The organism is Holophagales bacterium, assembly GCA_016719485.1.
GTDB lineage: Bacteria > Acidobacteriota > Thermoanaerobaculia > UBA5066 > UBA5066 > UBA5066.
Genome location: JADJZB010000023.1, coordinates 248,949 through 264,154, shown reverse-complemented (window position 1 = coordinate 264,154; position 15,206 = coordinate 248,949). Strand labels below are relative to the sequence as shown.

Below are 15,206 nucleotides of genomic sequence, written 5' to 3'. Positions count from 1 at the left end.
GAATCGAAGGGTGAAGACCCGCCGCAGCCTCCTCGCCGACGCCGCTCTCGCCTCGGCTTTCCTGGCCCTGCCGCGCGCCGCCCGCGCCGCGGCGCCTCCTGGCGGGCCCGTCCGCCCGAAGGCGCTCGCCCCGGGGGCGCGCGTCGCTCTCGTTTCCCCGGCGAGCCCCGGGACGGAGGTCGAGTCGAACGTCATCGCCGAGGAGATCGTCGCCTCGCTCGGGCTCGTCCCGAAGAGGATGCCGGCGGCGGCCCGCCAGACGATGTACCTCGCCGGAACCGACGAGGAGCGCGCGGCCGACCTGAATGCCGCCTTCCGCGACCCGTCGATCGACGCGGTCTGGTGCATCCGTGGCGGGTACGGCTCGGGGCGCCTCCTGCCGCTCCTCGACTGGGAGGCGATCCGGAAGAACCCCAAGCCCCTCCTGGGCTACAGCGACATCACCGCGCTCCTGAACGGGTTCCACGCCCGGACGGGCCTCGTCACGTACCACGCGCCGAATTGCTCGGAGAACCTCTCCGACTACGCGCTCGCGGAACTGAAGCGGGTCCTCTTCTCGACGGAGCCGGCGGGCGTCATCGCCGCGGCGCCCCGCTGGAGCCGAAGGAGGGTTTCGTCGACCGGGAGGACCGTCTCCGCCGGATCGTCCCCGGCACGGGCCGCGGCCGCCTCGTGGGCGGCAACATCAGCGTCTTCTCGATGCTCGTCGGCACGCCGTGGGAGCCACCCCTCGCCGGTTCGATCCTCTTCCTCGAGGAGGTCGGGGAGGAGCCGTACCGGATCGACCGCTGGCTCACGCACTTCGCCCTGACAGGGCGCCTTGCGACGTGCGCGGGAATCGTATTCGGGAAATTCAAGGACTGCGGCCCGGCGGACAAGGGGAGCTTCCAGGGGACGTGGACCTGGCAGGAGGTCGTCGCGGACCGGCTCGGAAAGCTCGGTGTTCCGATTCTCGCGGGGCTGCGGTTCGGGCACGTGCCCGACAAGTCGACGCTTCCCGTCGGCGTCCTGGCGGAGCTGGACGTGGCGAAGGGGACCCTCACGCTCCTCGAACCTGCGGTCTCGTGACGATGACGGGGCCGGCACGCCGCGCGCGACGGGCCGACCTCGCCCTCCTCGTCTTCTCTGTGTTGCTCGCCGCGCCGGCGCCGCCCGCCGGCGCGACGTCCGCACCGGACCCCGTGGGCCTGCCCGTCGTTCTTTCCACCGGCTGGAGAGCGGCCGACGGCGATCCGCCCGACGGCGTCACCGGAATCGACCGTCTCGACTTCCGGCCGACCGACCCGCTGAAGGACCAGGCGGCGCGCGAGGGAGTCCGCTGGTACCGGGTCCTCGTGGACCTGTCGCCGTTCGTCGGGCAACCCCTCGCGTTCGCGGTCCCGGGTATCCGGGACGTGGACGAGGCCTGGTTCGACGGCGTGAGGATCGGCGGCCTCGGGGAATTCCCGCCCGCGTCCGACACGGCTCACTTCGTCGCGCGCCTCTACCCGCTCCCGACGGACCGGGTGGATTCCGCGGGGCCCCGCGAGCTGGTCGTCAGGGTCTGGCACGGGAAGAGGGACGGGAGCGCCTTCCGGGGCCTGCCTGTGATCGGAAGGCTCGACCGCCTCGAGCGCGAGCGATCGCTGCACGACCAGAGCCTCGTCCTCTTCCTCGGCGCGTCGCTCGTCGTGTCGGTGCTCCTGGTCCTCTTCGCCTTCCACGCCCGAAGCCCCGCCGACTATCTCCTCTTCGCAGGCTTCGCGACGTCGCTCGGTCTCTACCTGATGCTCGGCCACTCGGCCTGGGGCGACTCCCGCCTTCCCCTCTCGGCCGTCTTCCGGGGCGGCATCGTCGTCCTCGTGTCGACGGTGATCTGCTACTGCGCGGCGATGCTCCGGTTCCTCGGGGCCGGCATCCCGCCCGGCTACCGCCTTCTCCTTCCCGCCTTCGCCCTCCTCGCCGTCGCGGCGCCCGTCGTCCCGGGGATCGAGAGCTTCGTCGTGCCGCTGCAGCTCTTTCGCTGGGCGTTTGCGGCGCTCCTGCTCGACCTCCTCGTCCGCTTCGCCGTCGCCGCGTGGCGCGGCCGCCGCAGCGCGCGGACCGACCTCGTGGGGCACGTGTCCTTCCTCTTCGCGGTGGTCCCGGTCGCGGGCCTCGTCCCCGGAACGGGTCCCGCCGACCTCGATCCTTCGTGGCGCGTCGTGCTCATGGGTGTTCTCTTCCTCTGCCTCGCTTTCACCGTCCTCTGGCGGATGTCGGAGGAGGTGAGGCGCTACCGGCTCGCCGGGCTGACCGACCCGGGGACGCGCCTCTGGAACCGCGACGCCCTGTACGGCGAGATCGCGGAAAGAGGAGATGCGTTCCGGCGTGGAAAGGGGCGGGGTTTCGGGCTCCTCCTCGCCGACATCGACCGTTTCAAGGAGTGGAACGACGCGAGGGGCCACCTCGCGGGAGACCGCCTCCTCCTGCGCGCGGCGCGCTCTCTCCTCGACGCATCGCGCCCACAGGACTTCGTCGCGCGCTACGGCGGCGACGAGTACGCCGTGGTCGTAGGCGACGTCGACGGCGAGACCCTTCCGGCCCTGGCCTCTCGCCTGCGCGAGGCGCTGGGCGCGGCACTCTCGGAGGAAACGGGCGGCTTCCTCGCGAGCGCGTCGACCGGGACCGAGATCTTCGACGGGACCCGCCACAGGACGCCGGAGGACCTCCTCAGAGACGCCGACCGGCGGCTTTACGAGGCGAAGGAGGCGTTCCGCGCGGGGCACCCGGCGCGGGCGGCCCGACAGACCCCGTCGGGAAAGTGGTCCGTCCGCCTCTAGCGGATTCCGTACACTCCCGTCCCGTGACCGCACGCCGCCGGAGCACCGGGCTCTTCGTCTCCTTCCTCGCCGCGCCGCTCGCCGCCCTCGCACTCGCCGAGGTCGCCGTCGATCCGCTCCCGCCCGAGACGCGCGCGGCGGTCGCCGCGCTCGCCGGCAGGGGCACGTCTGCCACCCGTGCGACGGAGTGGGTCCGGAGGCTCACGGACGAGGTCGGCCCCCGCCTCGCCGGGACTCCCGGCGACCGGGCGGCCGTCGCGTGGGCAGCGGCCCTCTTCCGCGAGCTCGGCTTCTCGAACGTGAGAGCCGAGGAGGTTCCCGTGACGGCCTGGGAACGTGGCGTCGAGACGGCCCGGGTCGTCTCTCCGTTCCCCCAGGTGCTCGTCGTCACGGCGCTGGGCGGCAGCGTCGGGACGCCGCCGCAGGGGATCACGGCGCCCATCGTCGAGATGAAGACGCTCGAGGCGCTGGAGGATGCCGTGAAAGCCGATCCGGCGGTCGTGCGCGGGAAGGTCGTCTTCTTCAGCCGCCGGATGGCGAGGCCTGGCCAGGGCCCGGGTTACGGCGCGACCGTCCCGATACGCGCCTCGGGCGCTGCGAAGGCCGGGCCGCACGGCGCGCTCGCCGTTCTCGTCCGGTCGGTCGGGACGTCGTCGAGCCGGTTCGCGCACACGGGTTCGACGAACTACGACGACGGCGGGCCGCGCATTCCTGCGGCCGCCGTCTCGAACACGGATGCCGACCTCCTCGAGCGGCTCCTCGCCAAGGGCCCCGTCGAGGTGAAGATCGTCCTGGGCTGCCGCCCCCTTCCCCCCTCCGTGTCGGCGAACGTCATCGGCGAGGTGAAGGGGAGGGAAAAGCCGGACGAGGTCGTGGTCGTCTCGGGCCACCTCGACTCGTGGGACCTCGGAACGGGGGCCGTCGACGACGGCGCCGGCTGTGCGATCGCGATCGAGGCGGCGCGACTCATCGCCGAATCCCCCCGCCGGCCCCGGCGAACGATCCGCGTCGTCCTCTACGCGAACGAGGAGAGCGGCCTCGCGGGCGGCAAGGGCTACGCGGCCCGGCACGCCGCCGAGCTGGCGAAGCACGCCGGCGCCTTCGAGGCCGACAGCGGAACCGGCACACCGACGGGCTTCTCCTGGAACGCGGCGGACACGCTCGGGCCGGCGCTCGCCGCCGTGTCCACCCTCCTCGAGCCGCTCGGTGCCGGGACGCTTCGCAAGGGGGGCACGGGCGGCGCCGACATCTCGACGATGGCCCCGGCCGGCGTGCCGCTCTTCGGCCTGAGGCAGGAGACGGGGCGCTACTTCGACGTCCACCACACGGCCGACGACACGTTCGACAAGATCGAGCCGGCGTCGCTCGACAGGGCGGCCGCCGCGCTCGCCGCGATGGCCTACGCCGTGGCGGACCTCCCGGCGATCCACACCCTGCCAGCCGGGTCCGCCGGGCCGAAGCCACGATGAACCTGCCGACGCTCCCTTCGCTCCCGACGGCGGAAGGTGCGGCACCCCCCGCGCCGCGGTCCGCCGACGGGCCCGAGGTGGAGCTCACGGTAAGGGGGATGCACTGTGCGTCGTGCGTGGGGCGGATCGAGTCGGCCCTCGGCAGGGTGCCGGGCGTCTCCCTCGCCGTCGTCGACCTCCTCTCGGGGCGGGCGCGCGTCCGCCTCTCGGACCCGTCGCTGGCCGTGGGGCGCCTCGTCGAGGCCGTGGCCGGCGCGGGGTACGAGGCGCGGGAGGCGGAGAAGGCCGACCTCTTCGGCCTCGAAGAGGTCGTCGACGCCGAGCTGGCCGAACGCGCGGCATCCCTGACGGACCTCTCCCGCCGGCTCGCCCTCGCGGTCGCGGTCGCGCTGCCGGTGGCGACTCTCTCGATGGCCGAGGTGACCTTCCCGGGGCGCGACGCCCTCTTCCTCGTCCTGACGGCGGTCGTCCTCGGCTTCTCGGGGCGCGAGATCCTCGCCGGTGGGGCCCGCGCCGCGGGGCGCCTCGCCCCCGACATGGACACGCTCGTGGCCCTCGGGACGTCTTCGGCCTTTCTCACGTCGGCCGCGGCCACGCTCTTTCCGCACCGCTTCCACGTCCCGGGCGGGCACGCGCCGGTCTACTACGAGGCGGCGGTCGTCATCGTCGCGCTCGTCCTTCTCGGGCGGTTCCTCGAGGAACGGGCGAAAGGGAGGGCGGGGGAGGCGATCCGGGCGCTCGCCCGGCTCGGTGCGCGGAATGCCCGCCTCGTGCGGCCGGACGGCGACGTCGAGGTGCCTCTCGAGCGCGTGCGTGCCGGTGACCTCCTGCGCGTCCTCCCGGGCGAGAAGGTGCCGACGGACGGCGTTCTCGTCGAGGGATCGACGGCGGTGGACGAGGCGCTCGTCACGGGCGAGTCGATCCCGGTGGAGAAGGTGCCGGGCGACCCGCTCCTCGGTGCGACGGTGAACGGGAACGGGTCCATCGTCATGAAGGCGACGCGCGTGGGGAAGGAGACCGTGCTCGCCCAGGTCGTGAAGCTCGTGAGGCAGGCGCAGGCGACGAAGGCCCCGGTCCAGCGCCTCGTCGACCGGGTCGCCGCGGTCTTCGTCCCGGTCGTCGTCGTCCTCGCGCTCCTCTCCTTCGCGGGCTGGATGCTCTTCGGCCCGGAGCCGAAGCTGCTGCGGGCGCTCCTGGCCGCCACGTCGGTCCTCCTCGTCGCCTGCCCTTGTGCCCTCGGCCTCGCCACCCCCACGGCCCTCGTCGTCGGGACGGGGCGCGGCGCGCAGCTCGGCCTCCTCCTGCGCGACGCCGGAGTGCTCGAGAAAGCGGCGCGGGTCACGACCATCGTCTTCGACAAGACGGGAACGCTGACGGCGGGGCGCCCCGCGGTGACCGCGCTCCGCCCGGCGGAGGGCGTGAGCGAGGAGACGCTCCTCGCGGCGCTCGCCGCGCTCGAGACGGGATCGGAGCACCCGCTCGCGAAGGCGGTTCTCGAGGCGGCCCGCGCACGCGGCCTCGGTTTCGAGCGCGCCCGCGACGTGGCGGCGGTGCCGGGTGGGGGCGTGACGGGGAGGGTGACCGGCGAGCCGGCGCTCGCGGGCTCGGAGGCGTTTCTCGCCGCCCGCGGCGTGGCGGTGCCGCCGGAGCTTCTCGACGCCGGCGGCGACGGGACGCTGGTTCTCCTCGCCCTGTCCGGGCAGGCTCTGGGAGCCGTCGTCCTGACCGACCCCGTCAAGCCGCACGCCCGGGAGGCGCTCGCGGAGCTGGCGGCCCGGGGTCTCTCGCTCCACGTCCTGTCGGGCGACCGGCCAGGTGCGGTCGCGGCCGCCGCGCGAGCGGCGGGAATCCCGGAAGCGAACGTCGCCGCGCGTCTCTCGCCGTCCGAGAAGGCCGAGCGGGTGAAGGCGCTGGGCGCACAGGGCGAGGTCGTGGCGATGGTGGGGGACGGGATCAACGACGCTCCCGCCCTCTCGGCGGCGGACCTCGGGATCGCGATCGGGACCGGGACGGACGTGGCCCGCGCGGCCTCGGACATCACGCTCGTCGGGGGTGCGCTCTCGGGAGTCGGAACGGCGCTCGACCTGTCGAAGGCGACGCTTCGGAACGTGAGACAGAACCTCTTCCTCGCGTTCGTCTACAACGTCGTCCTGATCCCGGTGGCCGCCGGCGCGCTCTATCCCGTCACGGGCTGGACGCTGAACCCGATGCTCGCGAGCTTCGCGATGGCGGCCTCCTCGGTGAGCGTCGTCTCGAACGCCCTGAGGCTCCGGCGCTTCGGGAAGTAGGGGCGCTCAGGACGGGAGGAGGAGCTCGCCCTTCACGACGGTGACGGCCGTCCCCGCGAGGCGGACCCGCTCGCCGTGGCAGGAGACGAGGACCGTCCCGCCGCGCGGCGAAGCCTGGTAGCCGACGAGATCGGCCTTCCCGAGCTTCCCCTGCCAGTACGGTCCGAGGGCGCAGTGGGCCGACCCGGTGACCGGGTCCTCGGGGACGCCGCATTCGGGGGCGAAGAAGCGGGAGACGAAGTCGAAGGGCGACCCCGCGTCGGCCCGGGCCGTGACGATGACACCGCGGTAGGGGACCTGGTCGAGAAGGCCGTAGTCGGGCTTGAGGGCGCGAACCTCGGCTTCCGTCGCGACCTCGTAGAAGAGGTCGAAGCGCGTCTTGCCGGAGTAGACGGGCGAGATCGAGAGCGCCCGGAGGGCGTCTCCGAGGGGCGCGAACTCCTCGGCGGGGGTCGCGGGGAAGTCCAGGACGATCGACGCGCCTTCGTGCTCGGCCGTCAGGAGGCCGCTCTTCGTCTGGAACCGCGCCGTCGCGCCCGGGGCGACGCGTCCGCTCTCGAAGAGCACGTGGGCAGAGGCGAGCGTCGCGTGGCCGCAGAGGTCGACCTCGACCTCGGGGGTGAACCAGCGAAGCCGCCACGCGTCGCCCTCCGGGAGGAGGAAGGCGGTCTCGGCCTGGTGCATCTCCATCGCGACGTTCTGCATCACGTCGTCCGGAAGAGGCGACGACAGGAGGCAGACGCCGGCGGGGTTCCCTGCGAACGGACGGGCGGTGAAGGCGTCGACGAGGTAGAGAGGCAGCGCCATCCGGCAAAGATACGCCGGGATGAATCCTCCGGCGAGCTTCCCTGCTCTCATACTCGGAGAACGAATTCGGACCGGAAGGGTCCTCAAAGGAGCGTCATGAGCAAGCTCTTCCCCGTCAACGAACACATCGCCGAACGCGTCATCAGAGTCGGCATCGGCCTCGCGCTGATCGGCCTCGCCGCGGCCGGGAAGGTCGGTCCATGGGGCTACGTCGGCGTCATCCCCGTCATGACCGGTCTGCTCGGGAGCTGCCCGCTCTACACCGTCCTCGGGTTCTCCACGTGCCCGCTGAAGGCCGGGAAGCCGTCCTGAACGACGGGCCGGGGAGCTGACAGTCCAGGAAGCCGGGCCAGGTCGCGAAACCTCCGGCCGTTCCGTTCGTCTCACCCGACGTGAGACCCTTGCGGGCAGTGGCCATCGTTCCGGACGACGACGCCGGCCTGATGGGCCGGGTCAAGGCGGGAGACCCCGCCGGGGCCGAGGCTCTTTTCACGCGATACGCCGGTCCGATGCTCGGTTTCACCGAGCGGATGCTCGGGAACCGGGCCGAGGCCGAGGAGGTCACGCAGGACGTCTTCCTGAAGATGATCTCCCGCTGCGAGCAGTACGACGGGCGGGCGTCGGTCTCGACGTGGCTCTTCGCCATCGCCGCCAACGCCTGCCGCGACCGGCTCCGGAGCGCCTGGCGGACGACCTCGGTCCCGCTCGAAGCGGTGCCGGAGCCGAAGGGCGAGGGGTCCATCGAGGGGGGGCTCCTCGAAAGGGAGAAACGCAGGGCCGTCCGGACGGCCCTGGACCGCCTGACGCGGGAGCAGCGCGAGGCGCTTCTGCTGGCCCGCTACCGGGGAATGCCCTACGCCGACGTCGCCCGGACGCTCGGCATCAGCGAGGGGGCCGTCAAGACGCGCGTCTTCCGCGCCGTGGAGACGCTGCGCGCCCTCTTCGCCGAGGAAGGAGTTTCGAGATGGACTGCCGCGAGGCCCTAGAGATCTCCGTGGCCCGGACGGCCGGCGAGCCTGCCGGCGCCCGGGATGCCGAGGCCGTTGCGCACATCGAGGGGTGCGAGAGCTGCCGCAGGGACGCGGCGGCCCTCGACGAGGCGTGGGAGCGGGCCGCGCTCCCCGACCCGGAGGTCCCGCCCGTCTTCCGGGAACGGACCATCGGCCGCATGGAGGAGGCGCTGGCCCACCGCAACGTCGTCCCATTCCGGTCGAGGACCTGGTGGAGACCCGCGCTGCAGGCGGCGGCCCTGGTCGTCGCCGGGGCCGGAGGCTTCCTGCTCGCGCGGGCGAGCGCGCCGGCGGCGGTGCCCTTCGGCGGCCCCGAGGCCGTCACCCCCGCTTTCGCCGTCGTCCCGGAGCGGCAAGTCGACGTTTCCCGCGTCGGTCTCGACCTCTCGGGAAACCCGCGTCTCAGAAACGTCTCCTTCCGCCCCACCGAGGCGGACGGCCGGCTGGCGATCTCCTTCGACGTGACGACCCGCTACAACGTGACGGGACGGCCCGAGGACCGCGCGGTCGCATCTCTGCTCGCCTACGTCGTGAACGCGCAGTCGGCGACCGAGGGGGCGCGGGGCCGGGCCATCGACCTCGTTTCGAGCGAGCTGGGCGAGAAGGCGGCCGCCTCTCCCGAGATCGTCGACGTCCTCGTGAAGACCCTGAGGGAGGACCGCAATCCGGGCGTGAGGAAGAAGGCCGCCGAAGCGCTCGTCCAGATGCCGCCGTCGCCCGAGATCCGGGACGCCCTCGCGTTCGCCCTGAAGTCCGACGCGAACCCCGCCGTGAGGATGATCGCGGTCGACGGGCTCGCGCGGGCCGCAACGACGCTGGGCGATCCGCTGAGCATCGAGACGCTCCGGCTCAAGGCGGCGGACCAGACGGAACCGGGGTTCGTCCGCGTGAAGGCCGCCTCGGCGCTTCGTGAGATCCCGCTGTGAGCGATACCTTTCCGGCGATCGCCCGTCAGACCGGCATGAACACGGAGACGACGATGACCCCCGCAACCCCCCGACCCGTGTCCCGCGGCTGGACCGTCCTCTGGATCCTCCTGATCGGGACCTTCCTCCTCGTCTCCCTCGCCTGGCCGGCCCGCGCAGACCGGCTCTCGGCGACCGCCAGCCGGACCGACACGTTCGGCGTCCCCGCCGGGGTGAAGTCGCTGTCGATCGATGGTGTCAGCGGCGACGTCGAGGTGACGGCCGGACCCTCGTTCTCGGCGACCGTCGACGTGACCGTCAAGGCGGACGGCGAGGCGCGGGCGAAGGAGATCCTCGGCCAGACGAAGATCTCCTTCGAGAACCGTTCCGGCGAGCTCTCGCTCGCGACGCTCGAGCCGGGGGCCACGCTCTCCCGCGACGGCCGCCGGACGCGGCTGCACATGACGGGCGACGGCGGACGGCGCTGGCGGGTGGAGGCGCGCTACCGCGTGACGCTCCCCGCCGGCACGCACCTCGACGTCTCGCTCGTCAACGGAGGGGTCAAGACCTCCGGGCTGGACGGCGTCCAGGAGCTCACGACGGTGAACGGGCGCGTCCTGGCGTCCGGGGTGAGGCGGGACGTGACGCTGAAGTCGGTGAACGGCTCCGTCGAAGGGGCGCTCGCCGCCCTGCCGCGGGACGCGAAGATCGTCGCGGAGACCGTGAACGGGAGCGTGACGCTGACGCTGCCCGCCGACGCGGCCTTCGGGCTCCGAGCGTCCTCGATCAACGGGGGGATCCGGTCTACCTTCCCGCTGCCGGTGAGCGGCGCGGCCTCGGGGGACGAGGACATCGCCCGGGTGGCCGAGGACGTCGCCCGCGTCGAGGCGGAGCACGCGCGGGCCGCGGCCGACAGGGCGCGCGCGAAGGCCGAGCGCAATCGAGGGGGGACGAAGGGGGAGGACGACGAGTGGGACCGGGAGTGGGAGGAGTTCGGCCGGGAGATGGCGAGCTTCAGCCGGGAGATGGCGCGGTTCGGCCGCGAGATCTCGCGCTCGGTCAACGGAAGCCTGAATCGCTCCTACGAGGGGGCGGTGAAGGGGGGCGGGGCCTCGGTGAGGTGCTCGACGGTGAACGGAGGGGTGGTGGTCCTCGCCGCCGGTACGACGGAGTCCGCTGCCACCTCGCTCGTCCCGAAGCGGCCGGCGACCTGGGCGGTGGCGCCCGTTGCACCGGTTCCTCCGGTGCCGCCCGTTCCGCCGGTCCCGCCCGCTCATGCCGGTCGCGGCCGGGGCCACGACGAGGGATCGATCGTCAAGGGAGACGTGGCAGGCGATTTCAGCGCCACGCTCCCGACCGGCGACGTGAGGCTCGGGAACGTCTCGGGGCGCGTCACGGTGCGGACGAGCTCCGGCGATGTGAGGGTCGTGTCGGCCGGCAAGGGGGCCGACCTCTCCAGCTCGGGCGGGGACGTGAGGATCGACCGCGTCGAGGGAGGGCTCACCATATCGACCCTCGGGGGCGACATCATCGTGGGCGACGTCTCGGGAGAGACGAAGCTCCGGACGATGGGCGGCGACGTGAAGCTCCGCTCTGCCAAGGGGCCCGTTTCGGTGAAGACCGCCGGTGGCGACGTCCGGCTTCTCCGGGTCGCCGGTTCCGTCCGGGCGGAGACGGCTGGGGGAGAGGTCTACTGCGAGGTCGTGTCGAAGGACGGCTGGGCGGTGGAGCTCTCGACGGGAGGCGGCGACGTGACGCTCGTGCTGCCCGCCAACTTCAAGGGTGACGTCGAGGTGATCGTCCGCGGCGTCGACGCCGACGGCGACTACGTCGTCTCGGAGTTCCCGGAGATCTCGGTCCTGACCCATCGGAGTCCCGGGGTCGGCGTCGTGAGGGCCGAGGGGAAGCTGAACGGCGGTGGTCCGAAGGTCTCGATCAGCGCCTCGTCCGGAACGATTCACCTTCGGAAAGGGCCTCCGGCCTGACGACTTTCCTCGACCGTGCGGTCGTGATTCCGGACGCTCCCGGAAACCCGCGGCCCCCGCTCCTGCGGGGGCCGCGCCGTTTGCTACCCTCTGCCGGACGCCCGCGCCAGGCGCTGGGCCCGGGCGCGGGGTCCTGCTCCGCGATTCCCGATCGGAGGTCTGCATGAAGCGATCGATTCCCGCGGCGCTCCTCGTCGCGGCCGCTCTCCTCGCCGCTCCCGGCGCGAACGCCGTCATCCCCGAGAAGGGCTCCATCGCGGTTTTCGCGGGAGTGGGGCCGGTCCTTCCGTTCGAAGGGGACTACGACATCGGGTTTCAGCTCGAGGCGGGAGGCGAATACTACTTTTCGAAGGTCTTCGGTGTCCGGGCGACGTTCGCCTACGCCCGTTCAGGGGCCGACGGCGGGTCGGACGCGACGATCGGCGGACTCGAGGCATCGGCCGTCTACACCTCGCGCCGCGGAGACTGGGCTCCTTTCGTCCTCGGCGGGTTCGGAATCCACACGGTCGATCCTCCGGGCGACGGACCTTCCCAGAAGCTCGGAGCCCACTTCGGCGCGGGAACGGAGTATTTCCTCGACCGCCGCACGGCTCTCACGGGACAGCTTACCGGGCGGTTCGTCGGCAGTGCCGGCGGACGAACCTCCAGTTACGCGAGCGTGATGTTCGGGGTCAAGTATCACTTCTGAAACGACTTGTATCGAGACAGGGAGAGAACTGGACGAGCGACTGACGCCCCCGGATTCTTCGGAGCCCGGCGCACAGGCCGCCAATCGGGCCTTGACAGGTACGGATTTCGGCTTACCTTGGGCGCGTTGAGCTCTCGTCGCGTTCCGGCCTCGACCTTCGCCGCTATCGTCCTGACGGTGGCCGTGTCGCTGCTGGGCGTCCGGCCCTTCCTCGCGGGCTCGCCGGTTGCGTGCGCGGATTCCGAGGCCGGCTGTTGCTGCGCCGGTTCTGCCGTAAGCGAGGAGGAGGGCGGCTGCGGTTGCTCCGTCTCCCCGGCCGCCCCCGTCCCGGTCGCTGCCCTTGCCTCGGTCGACGGCGTCGCCCCCCCGGCGCTCCTCGCCGAAGCGGCTGTTTCCCGGGCGGTTGACGGCCGGGGAACGCTCCCGGCCGTCGCGCGGCCGGCGCAGAGGGCCCGTTCTGCACCGACGCAGGCGCTCCTCGAAACGTTCCGGAACTGAGACCTCGGAAGACCGTGCTCTCGTCCGCCCCGATCGGGGCGGCCTGATGACCGTTTTCCCGAGGTGGCCATGTCGCTGTTCCGACCGTCCCTTCTCCGGACGCTTCCCGGGGTCCTCGCCGCGGGCCTCGCGGCTCTACCAGCCGTAGCAGTCCTTCCGTCGACCGTCACCCCTGGCGCTCCAGGGAGCGTCGAAGCCCTCGTCGCCGAGGCGCTCGAGAAGAGCCCCGCCCTCGCCGCAGCACGGGCCGAGGTTGCCGCCGCGCGCGAGCGGGTCGCTCCCGCCGGCACGCTGCCTGACCCGATGCTCTCGCTCGGGTACGAGAACGACGGCGCCTCCTTCTCCCTCGGCCAGGAGCCGATGACCCGTCTCTCGCTGATGGCCGAGCAGCCGATTCCGTGGCCGGGAAAGCTGCGCGCCGCGGCGAAGCTGGCCGGGGCGGACGCGGACGTCGTCGAGGCACGCCTCGCCCGTATCCGCCTCTCGGTCGAGGCGGCCGTGCGCAGGGCCGCGGCACGTCTCCTCGAAGCACGCGCGCTGCGGGACGTGACGCGCGCGCAGGGGGAGACCTGGGAGCGCATAGAAGCCGTCGCGCGGAACCGATACGCCGCCGGAATGGGGACGCAGCAGGACGTATTGCGCGCCCAGGCCGAGCGGACGCGACTGCTCCAGCAGGCGCGACGCGACGAAACGGCCGAGAGGATCGCCCTTGCCGAGCTCCGGCGTCTTCTCCTGCGGGGACCGGACGAGCCCGTCGCGCTGTCGGGCCGCCTCGCGGACACCGTACCGGTTGCGCCCGAGGCGGCCGCGGAACGCGTTCGAGCCGAGGAGGAGAGCCCGGAGCTCGCCCTCGTGAGGAGGGCGGCGGCGCGCGAGACGCTCGCGATCGACCTCGCGAGGCGGGACGGCTCTCCCGACCTCGTCGCCTCGGCCGGATACATGAATCGCGGTTCCCTTCCGTTGATGTGGGCCGTGGGGCTCGGCGTTTCCGTTCCGCTCTTCTCCTCGCGAAAGCAGGAGCCGCGCGTTCGCGAGGCCGAGGCGCGGCTCGCCTCCGTGAAGGCGGCCGAAAGCGACCTCAGGGCCCGCCTTCTCGGCAGGACGGAGGAGCGGCTTGCCCTCCTCGACCAGCTCGCCGAGGAAGCCCGTCTCGACAGGGAATCGCTCCTCGTCCAGGACCGGCTCGCGGTCGAATCGGCCCTCGCGAGCTACGGAACGGGCAACGTCCCGTTCGTCACCGTTCTCGAGGCGATCGGTACCGAGTTCTCCGACCGCCGTGCGGCCCTCGCTCGCCTCGCCGGCTTTCTCTCGACGCAGGCCGACCTCCTCGACCTGAGCCTCGAGGGCCCCGCTGCCATGACCCCTTTCGCCGCCCCCTCCGCCCCGGCCGCGACGAGCGCCGGCGGCGGGATGTGAGGAGAGACCCCATGAACCGCACGAAGACGACCCCGACTCGCGCCGCGCTCCTCGCGGTCCTGCTCCTCACGCTCGCCGTCCCGGCGGTCCTCCTCGTCGGCTGCGGCGGCGGAAAGCCCCCGGCCTCGGCCGGGGCGAAGACCTACATCTGCCCGATGCACCCGGAGGTCGTGAAGGACGGGAAGGGGAGCTGCCCCATCTGCGGCATGGACCTCGTCCCGAAGGAGGAAGCCCCGGCCGCGCCGGCCGCCGCGCACGAGACCTGGATCTGCCCGATGCACCCGGAGATCGTGAAGGACCGCAAGGAGAGCTGCCCGATCTGCGGCATGGACCTCGTGAAGAAGGAGGAGGAGGCGTCGGGGGGCGGCGCGGGCGAGGCGGGCGTTCCCGGCTTCGCGACCGTGACGATCGACGCCCGCAAGCGCCAGCTCCTCTCGCTGAAGACGGCGAAGGTCGAGCGGGGGACCTTCGGGACCGGGATCCGGACGGTCGGCCGCGTCGCCTACGACGAGCGGCGGGTCCACCACGTCCACACCCGGTTCGAGGCCTACGTCGAGCACGTCACCGCCGACTTCACGGGGAAGTTCGTCCGGAAGGGCGAGGTCCTCGCCCACGTCTACAGCCCCGAGCTCTTCGCCACCCAGCAGGAGCTCCTCCTCGCCCTCCGGGCCGTCCGCGCCCTCGGGCCGTCGGCCGACGCCACGGCGCGCGAGGGGGCCGAACGCCTCCTCGACGCGACCCGCCAGCGCCTCCGTCTCTGGGACGTGGCGCAGAAGGACATCGCGGCCCTCGAGGCGCGCGGCGAGCCGCTCCGGAGCTTCCCGATCTACGCGCCCACCTCCGGCTACGTGACGGCGCGGACCGCGTTTCACGGAATGAAGGTGATGCCGGCCGACACGCTCTTCGACATCGTCGACCTCTCGTCCGTCTGGGTCCTCGCCGACGTCTACGAGTCGGAGCTGCCGCGCGTGAAGGTGGGGCAGACGGGACGGATGACGCTCGCCTACCGCCCGGGGCAGAGCTGGACGGGGAAGGTCACCTACATCTACCCGTCGCTCGACGAGAAGACCCGGACGGCGAAGGTGCGCCTCGAGTTCGCGAACCCCGCGAGGAGCTCAAGCCCGAGATGTTCGCGGACGTCGTCCTCGAGAGCGCGCCGCGGACGGCGCTGAAGGTGCCGGACGACGCCGTCCTCGACAGCGGGACGCGGAAGGTCGTCTTCGTCGCGAAGGGGGAAGGGGTCCTCGAGCCGCGGGAGGTGAAGGTCGGCGAGCAGGGGGGCGGGGCGTGGGAGATCCTCTCGGGCCTCGCGGAAGGGGAGGAGATCGCCCTCGGGGCG

13 protein-coding genes are annotated in these 15,206 nt (G+C 72.4%); 12 read left to right on the top strand and 1 reads right to left on the bottom strand.

Annotation, left to right across the window (positions count from 1 at the left end; all coding sequences use genetic code 11):
• The first annotated feature begins 10 nt into the window (after positions 1 to 10).
• The 5 genes from IPN03_16790 to cadA are packed head-to-tail and all read left to right on the top strand — an operon-like array spanning position 11 to position 6,558.
• Positions 11 to 811 (top strand): LD-carboxypeptidase, encoded by an 801-nt coding sequence (locus IPN03_16790; protein MBK9375330.1) that lies wholly within the window; start codon positions 11 to 13, stop codon positions 809 to 811.
• Positions 700 to 1,068 (top strand): hypothetical protein, encoded by a 369-nt coding sequence (locus IPN03_16785; protein MBK9375329.1) that lies wholly within the window; start codon positions 700 to 702, stop codon positions 1,066 to 1,068. Before IPN03_16790 ends, IPN03_16785 begins: the two co-directional genes overlap by 112 nt.
• 2 nt (positions 1,069 to 1,070) lie before the next feature.
• Positions 1,071 to 2,801 (top strand): GGDEF domain-containing protein, encoded by a 1,731-nt coding sequence (locus IPN03_16780; GenBank protein MBK9375328.1) that lies wholly within the window; start codon positions 1,071 to 1,073, stop codon positions 2,799 to 2,801.
• Positions 2,802 to 2,824: 23 nt separating this feature from the next.
• A complete protein-coding gene (locus tag IPN03_16775) occupies positions 2,825 to 4,270 on the top strand; it encodes a M20/M25/M40 family metallo-hydrolase (protein MBK9375327.1) in 1,446 nt (481 codons plus the stop codon).
• A complete protein-coding gene (gene cadA, locus IPN03_16770) occupies positions 4,267 to 6,558 on the top strand; it encodes a cadmium-translocating P-type ATPase (protein ID MBK9375326.1) in 2,292 nt (763 codons plus the stop codon). The genes IPN03_16775 and cadA overlap by 4 nt, the downstream gene beginning before the upstream one ends.
• A 6-nt stretch (positions 6,559 to 6,564) precedes the next feature.
• Here cadA and IPN03_16765 read toward each other — a convergent pair whose 3' ends face one another.
• Entirely contained in the window at positions 6,565 to 7,365 is an 801-nt protein-coding gene (locus IPN03_16765; protein MBK9375325.1) for a PhzF family phenazine biosynthesis protein, read from the bottom strand.
• 96 nt (positions 7,366 to 7,461) lie between these two features.
• Here IPN03_16765 and IPN03_16760 point away from each other — a divergent pair, with 96 nt between their 5' ends.
• The 7 genes from IPN03_16760 (at position 7,462) to IPN03_16730 (ending at position 15,039) form a co-directional block, all read left to right on the top strand.
• Positions 7,462 to 7,677 (top strand): DUF2892 domain-containing protein, encoded by a 216-nt coding sequence (locus tag IPN03_16760; GenBank protein MBK9375324.1) that lies wholly within the window; start codon positions 7,462 to 7,464, stop codon positions 7,675 to 7,677.
• A gap of 80 nt (positions 7,678 to 7,757) precedes the next feature.
• A complete protein-coding gene (locus IPN03_16755; protein MBK9375323.1) occupies positions 7,758 to 8,351 on the top strand; it encodes an RNA polymerase sigma factor in 594 nt (197 codons plus the stop codon).
• The gene (locus tag IPN03_16750; protein ID MBK9375322.1) at positions 8,330 to 9,301 is read left to right on the top strand and encodes a HEAT repeat domain-containing protein; all 972 of its coding nucleotides are present in this window, start codon (positions 8,330 to 8,332) and stop codon (positions 9,299 to 9,301) included. Before IPN03_16755 ends, IPN03_16750 begins: the two co-directional genes overlap by 22 nt.
• Complete coding sequence (locus IPN03_16745; GenBank protein MBK9375321.1) at positions 9,298 to 11,265, top strand: DUF4097 family beta strand repeat protein; 1,968 nt, start codon at positions 9,298 to 9,300, stop codon at positions 11,263 to 11,265. The genes IPN03_16750 and IPN03_16745 overlap by 4 nt, the downstream gene beginning before the upstream one ends.
• Positions 11,266 to 11,428: 163 nt before the next feature.
• Entirely contained in the window at positions 11,429 to 11,953 is a 525-nt protein-coding gene (locus tag IPN03_16740; GenBank protein MBK9375320.1) for an outer membrane beta-barrel protein, read from the top strand.
• 567 nt (positions 11,954 to 12,520) lie between these two features.
• A complete protein-coding gene (locus tag IPN03_16735) occupies positions 12,521 to 13,867 on the top strand; it encodes a TolC family protein (protein MBK9375319.1) in 1,347 nt (448 codons plus the stop codon).
• A gap of 11 nt (positions 13,868 to 13,878) precedes the next feature.
• Positions 13,879 to 15,039 (top strand): efflux RND transporter periplasmic adaptor subunit, encoded by a 1,161-nt coding sequence (locus IPN03_16730; GenBank protein MBK9375318.1) that lies wholly within the window; start codon positions 13,879 to 13,881, stop codon positions 15,037 to 15,039.
• Positions 15,040 to 15,206 lie beyond the last annotated feature (167 nt).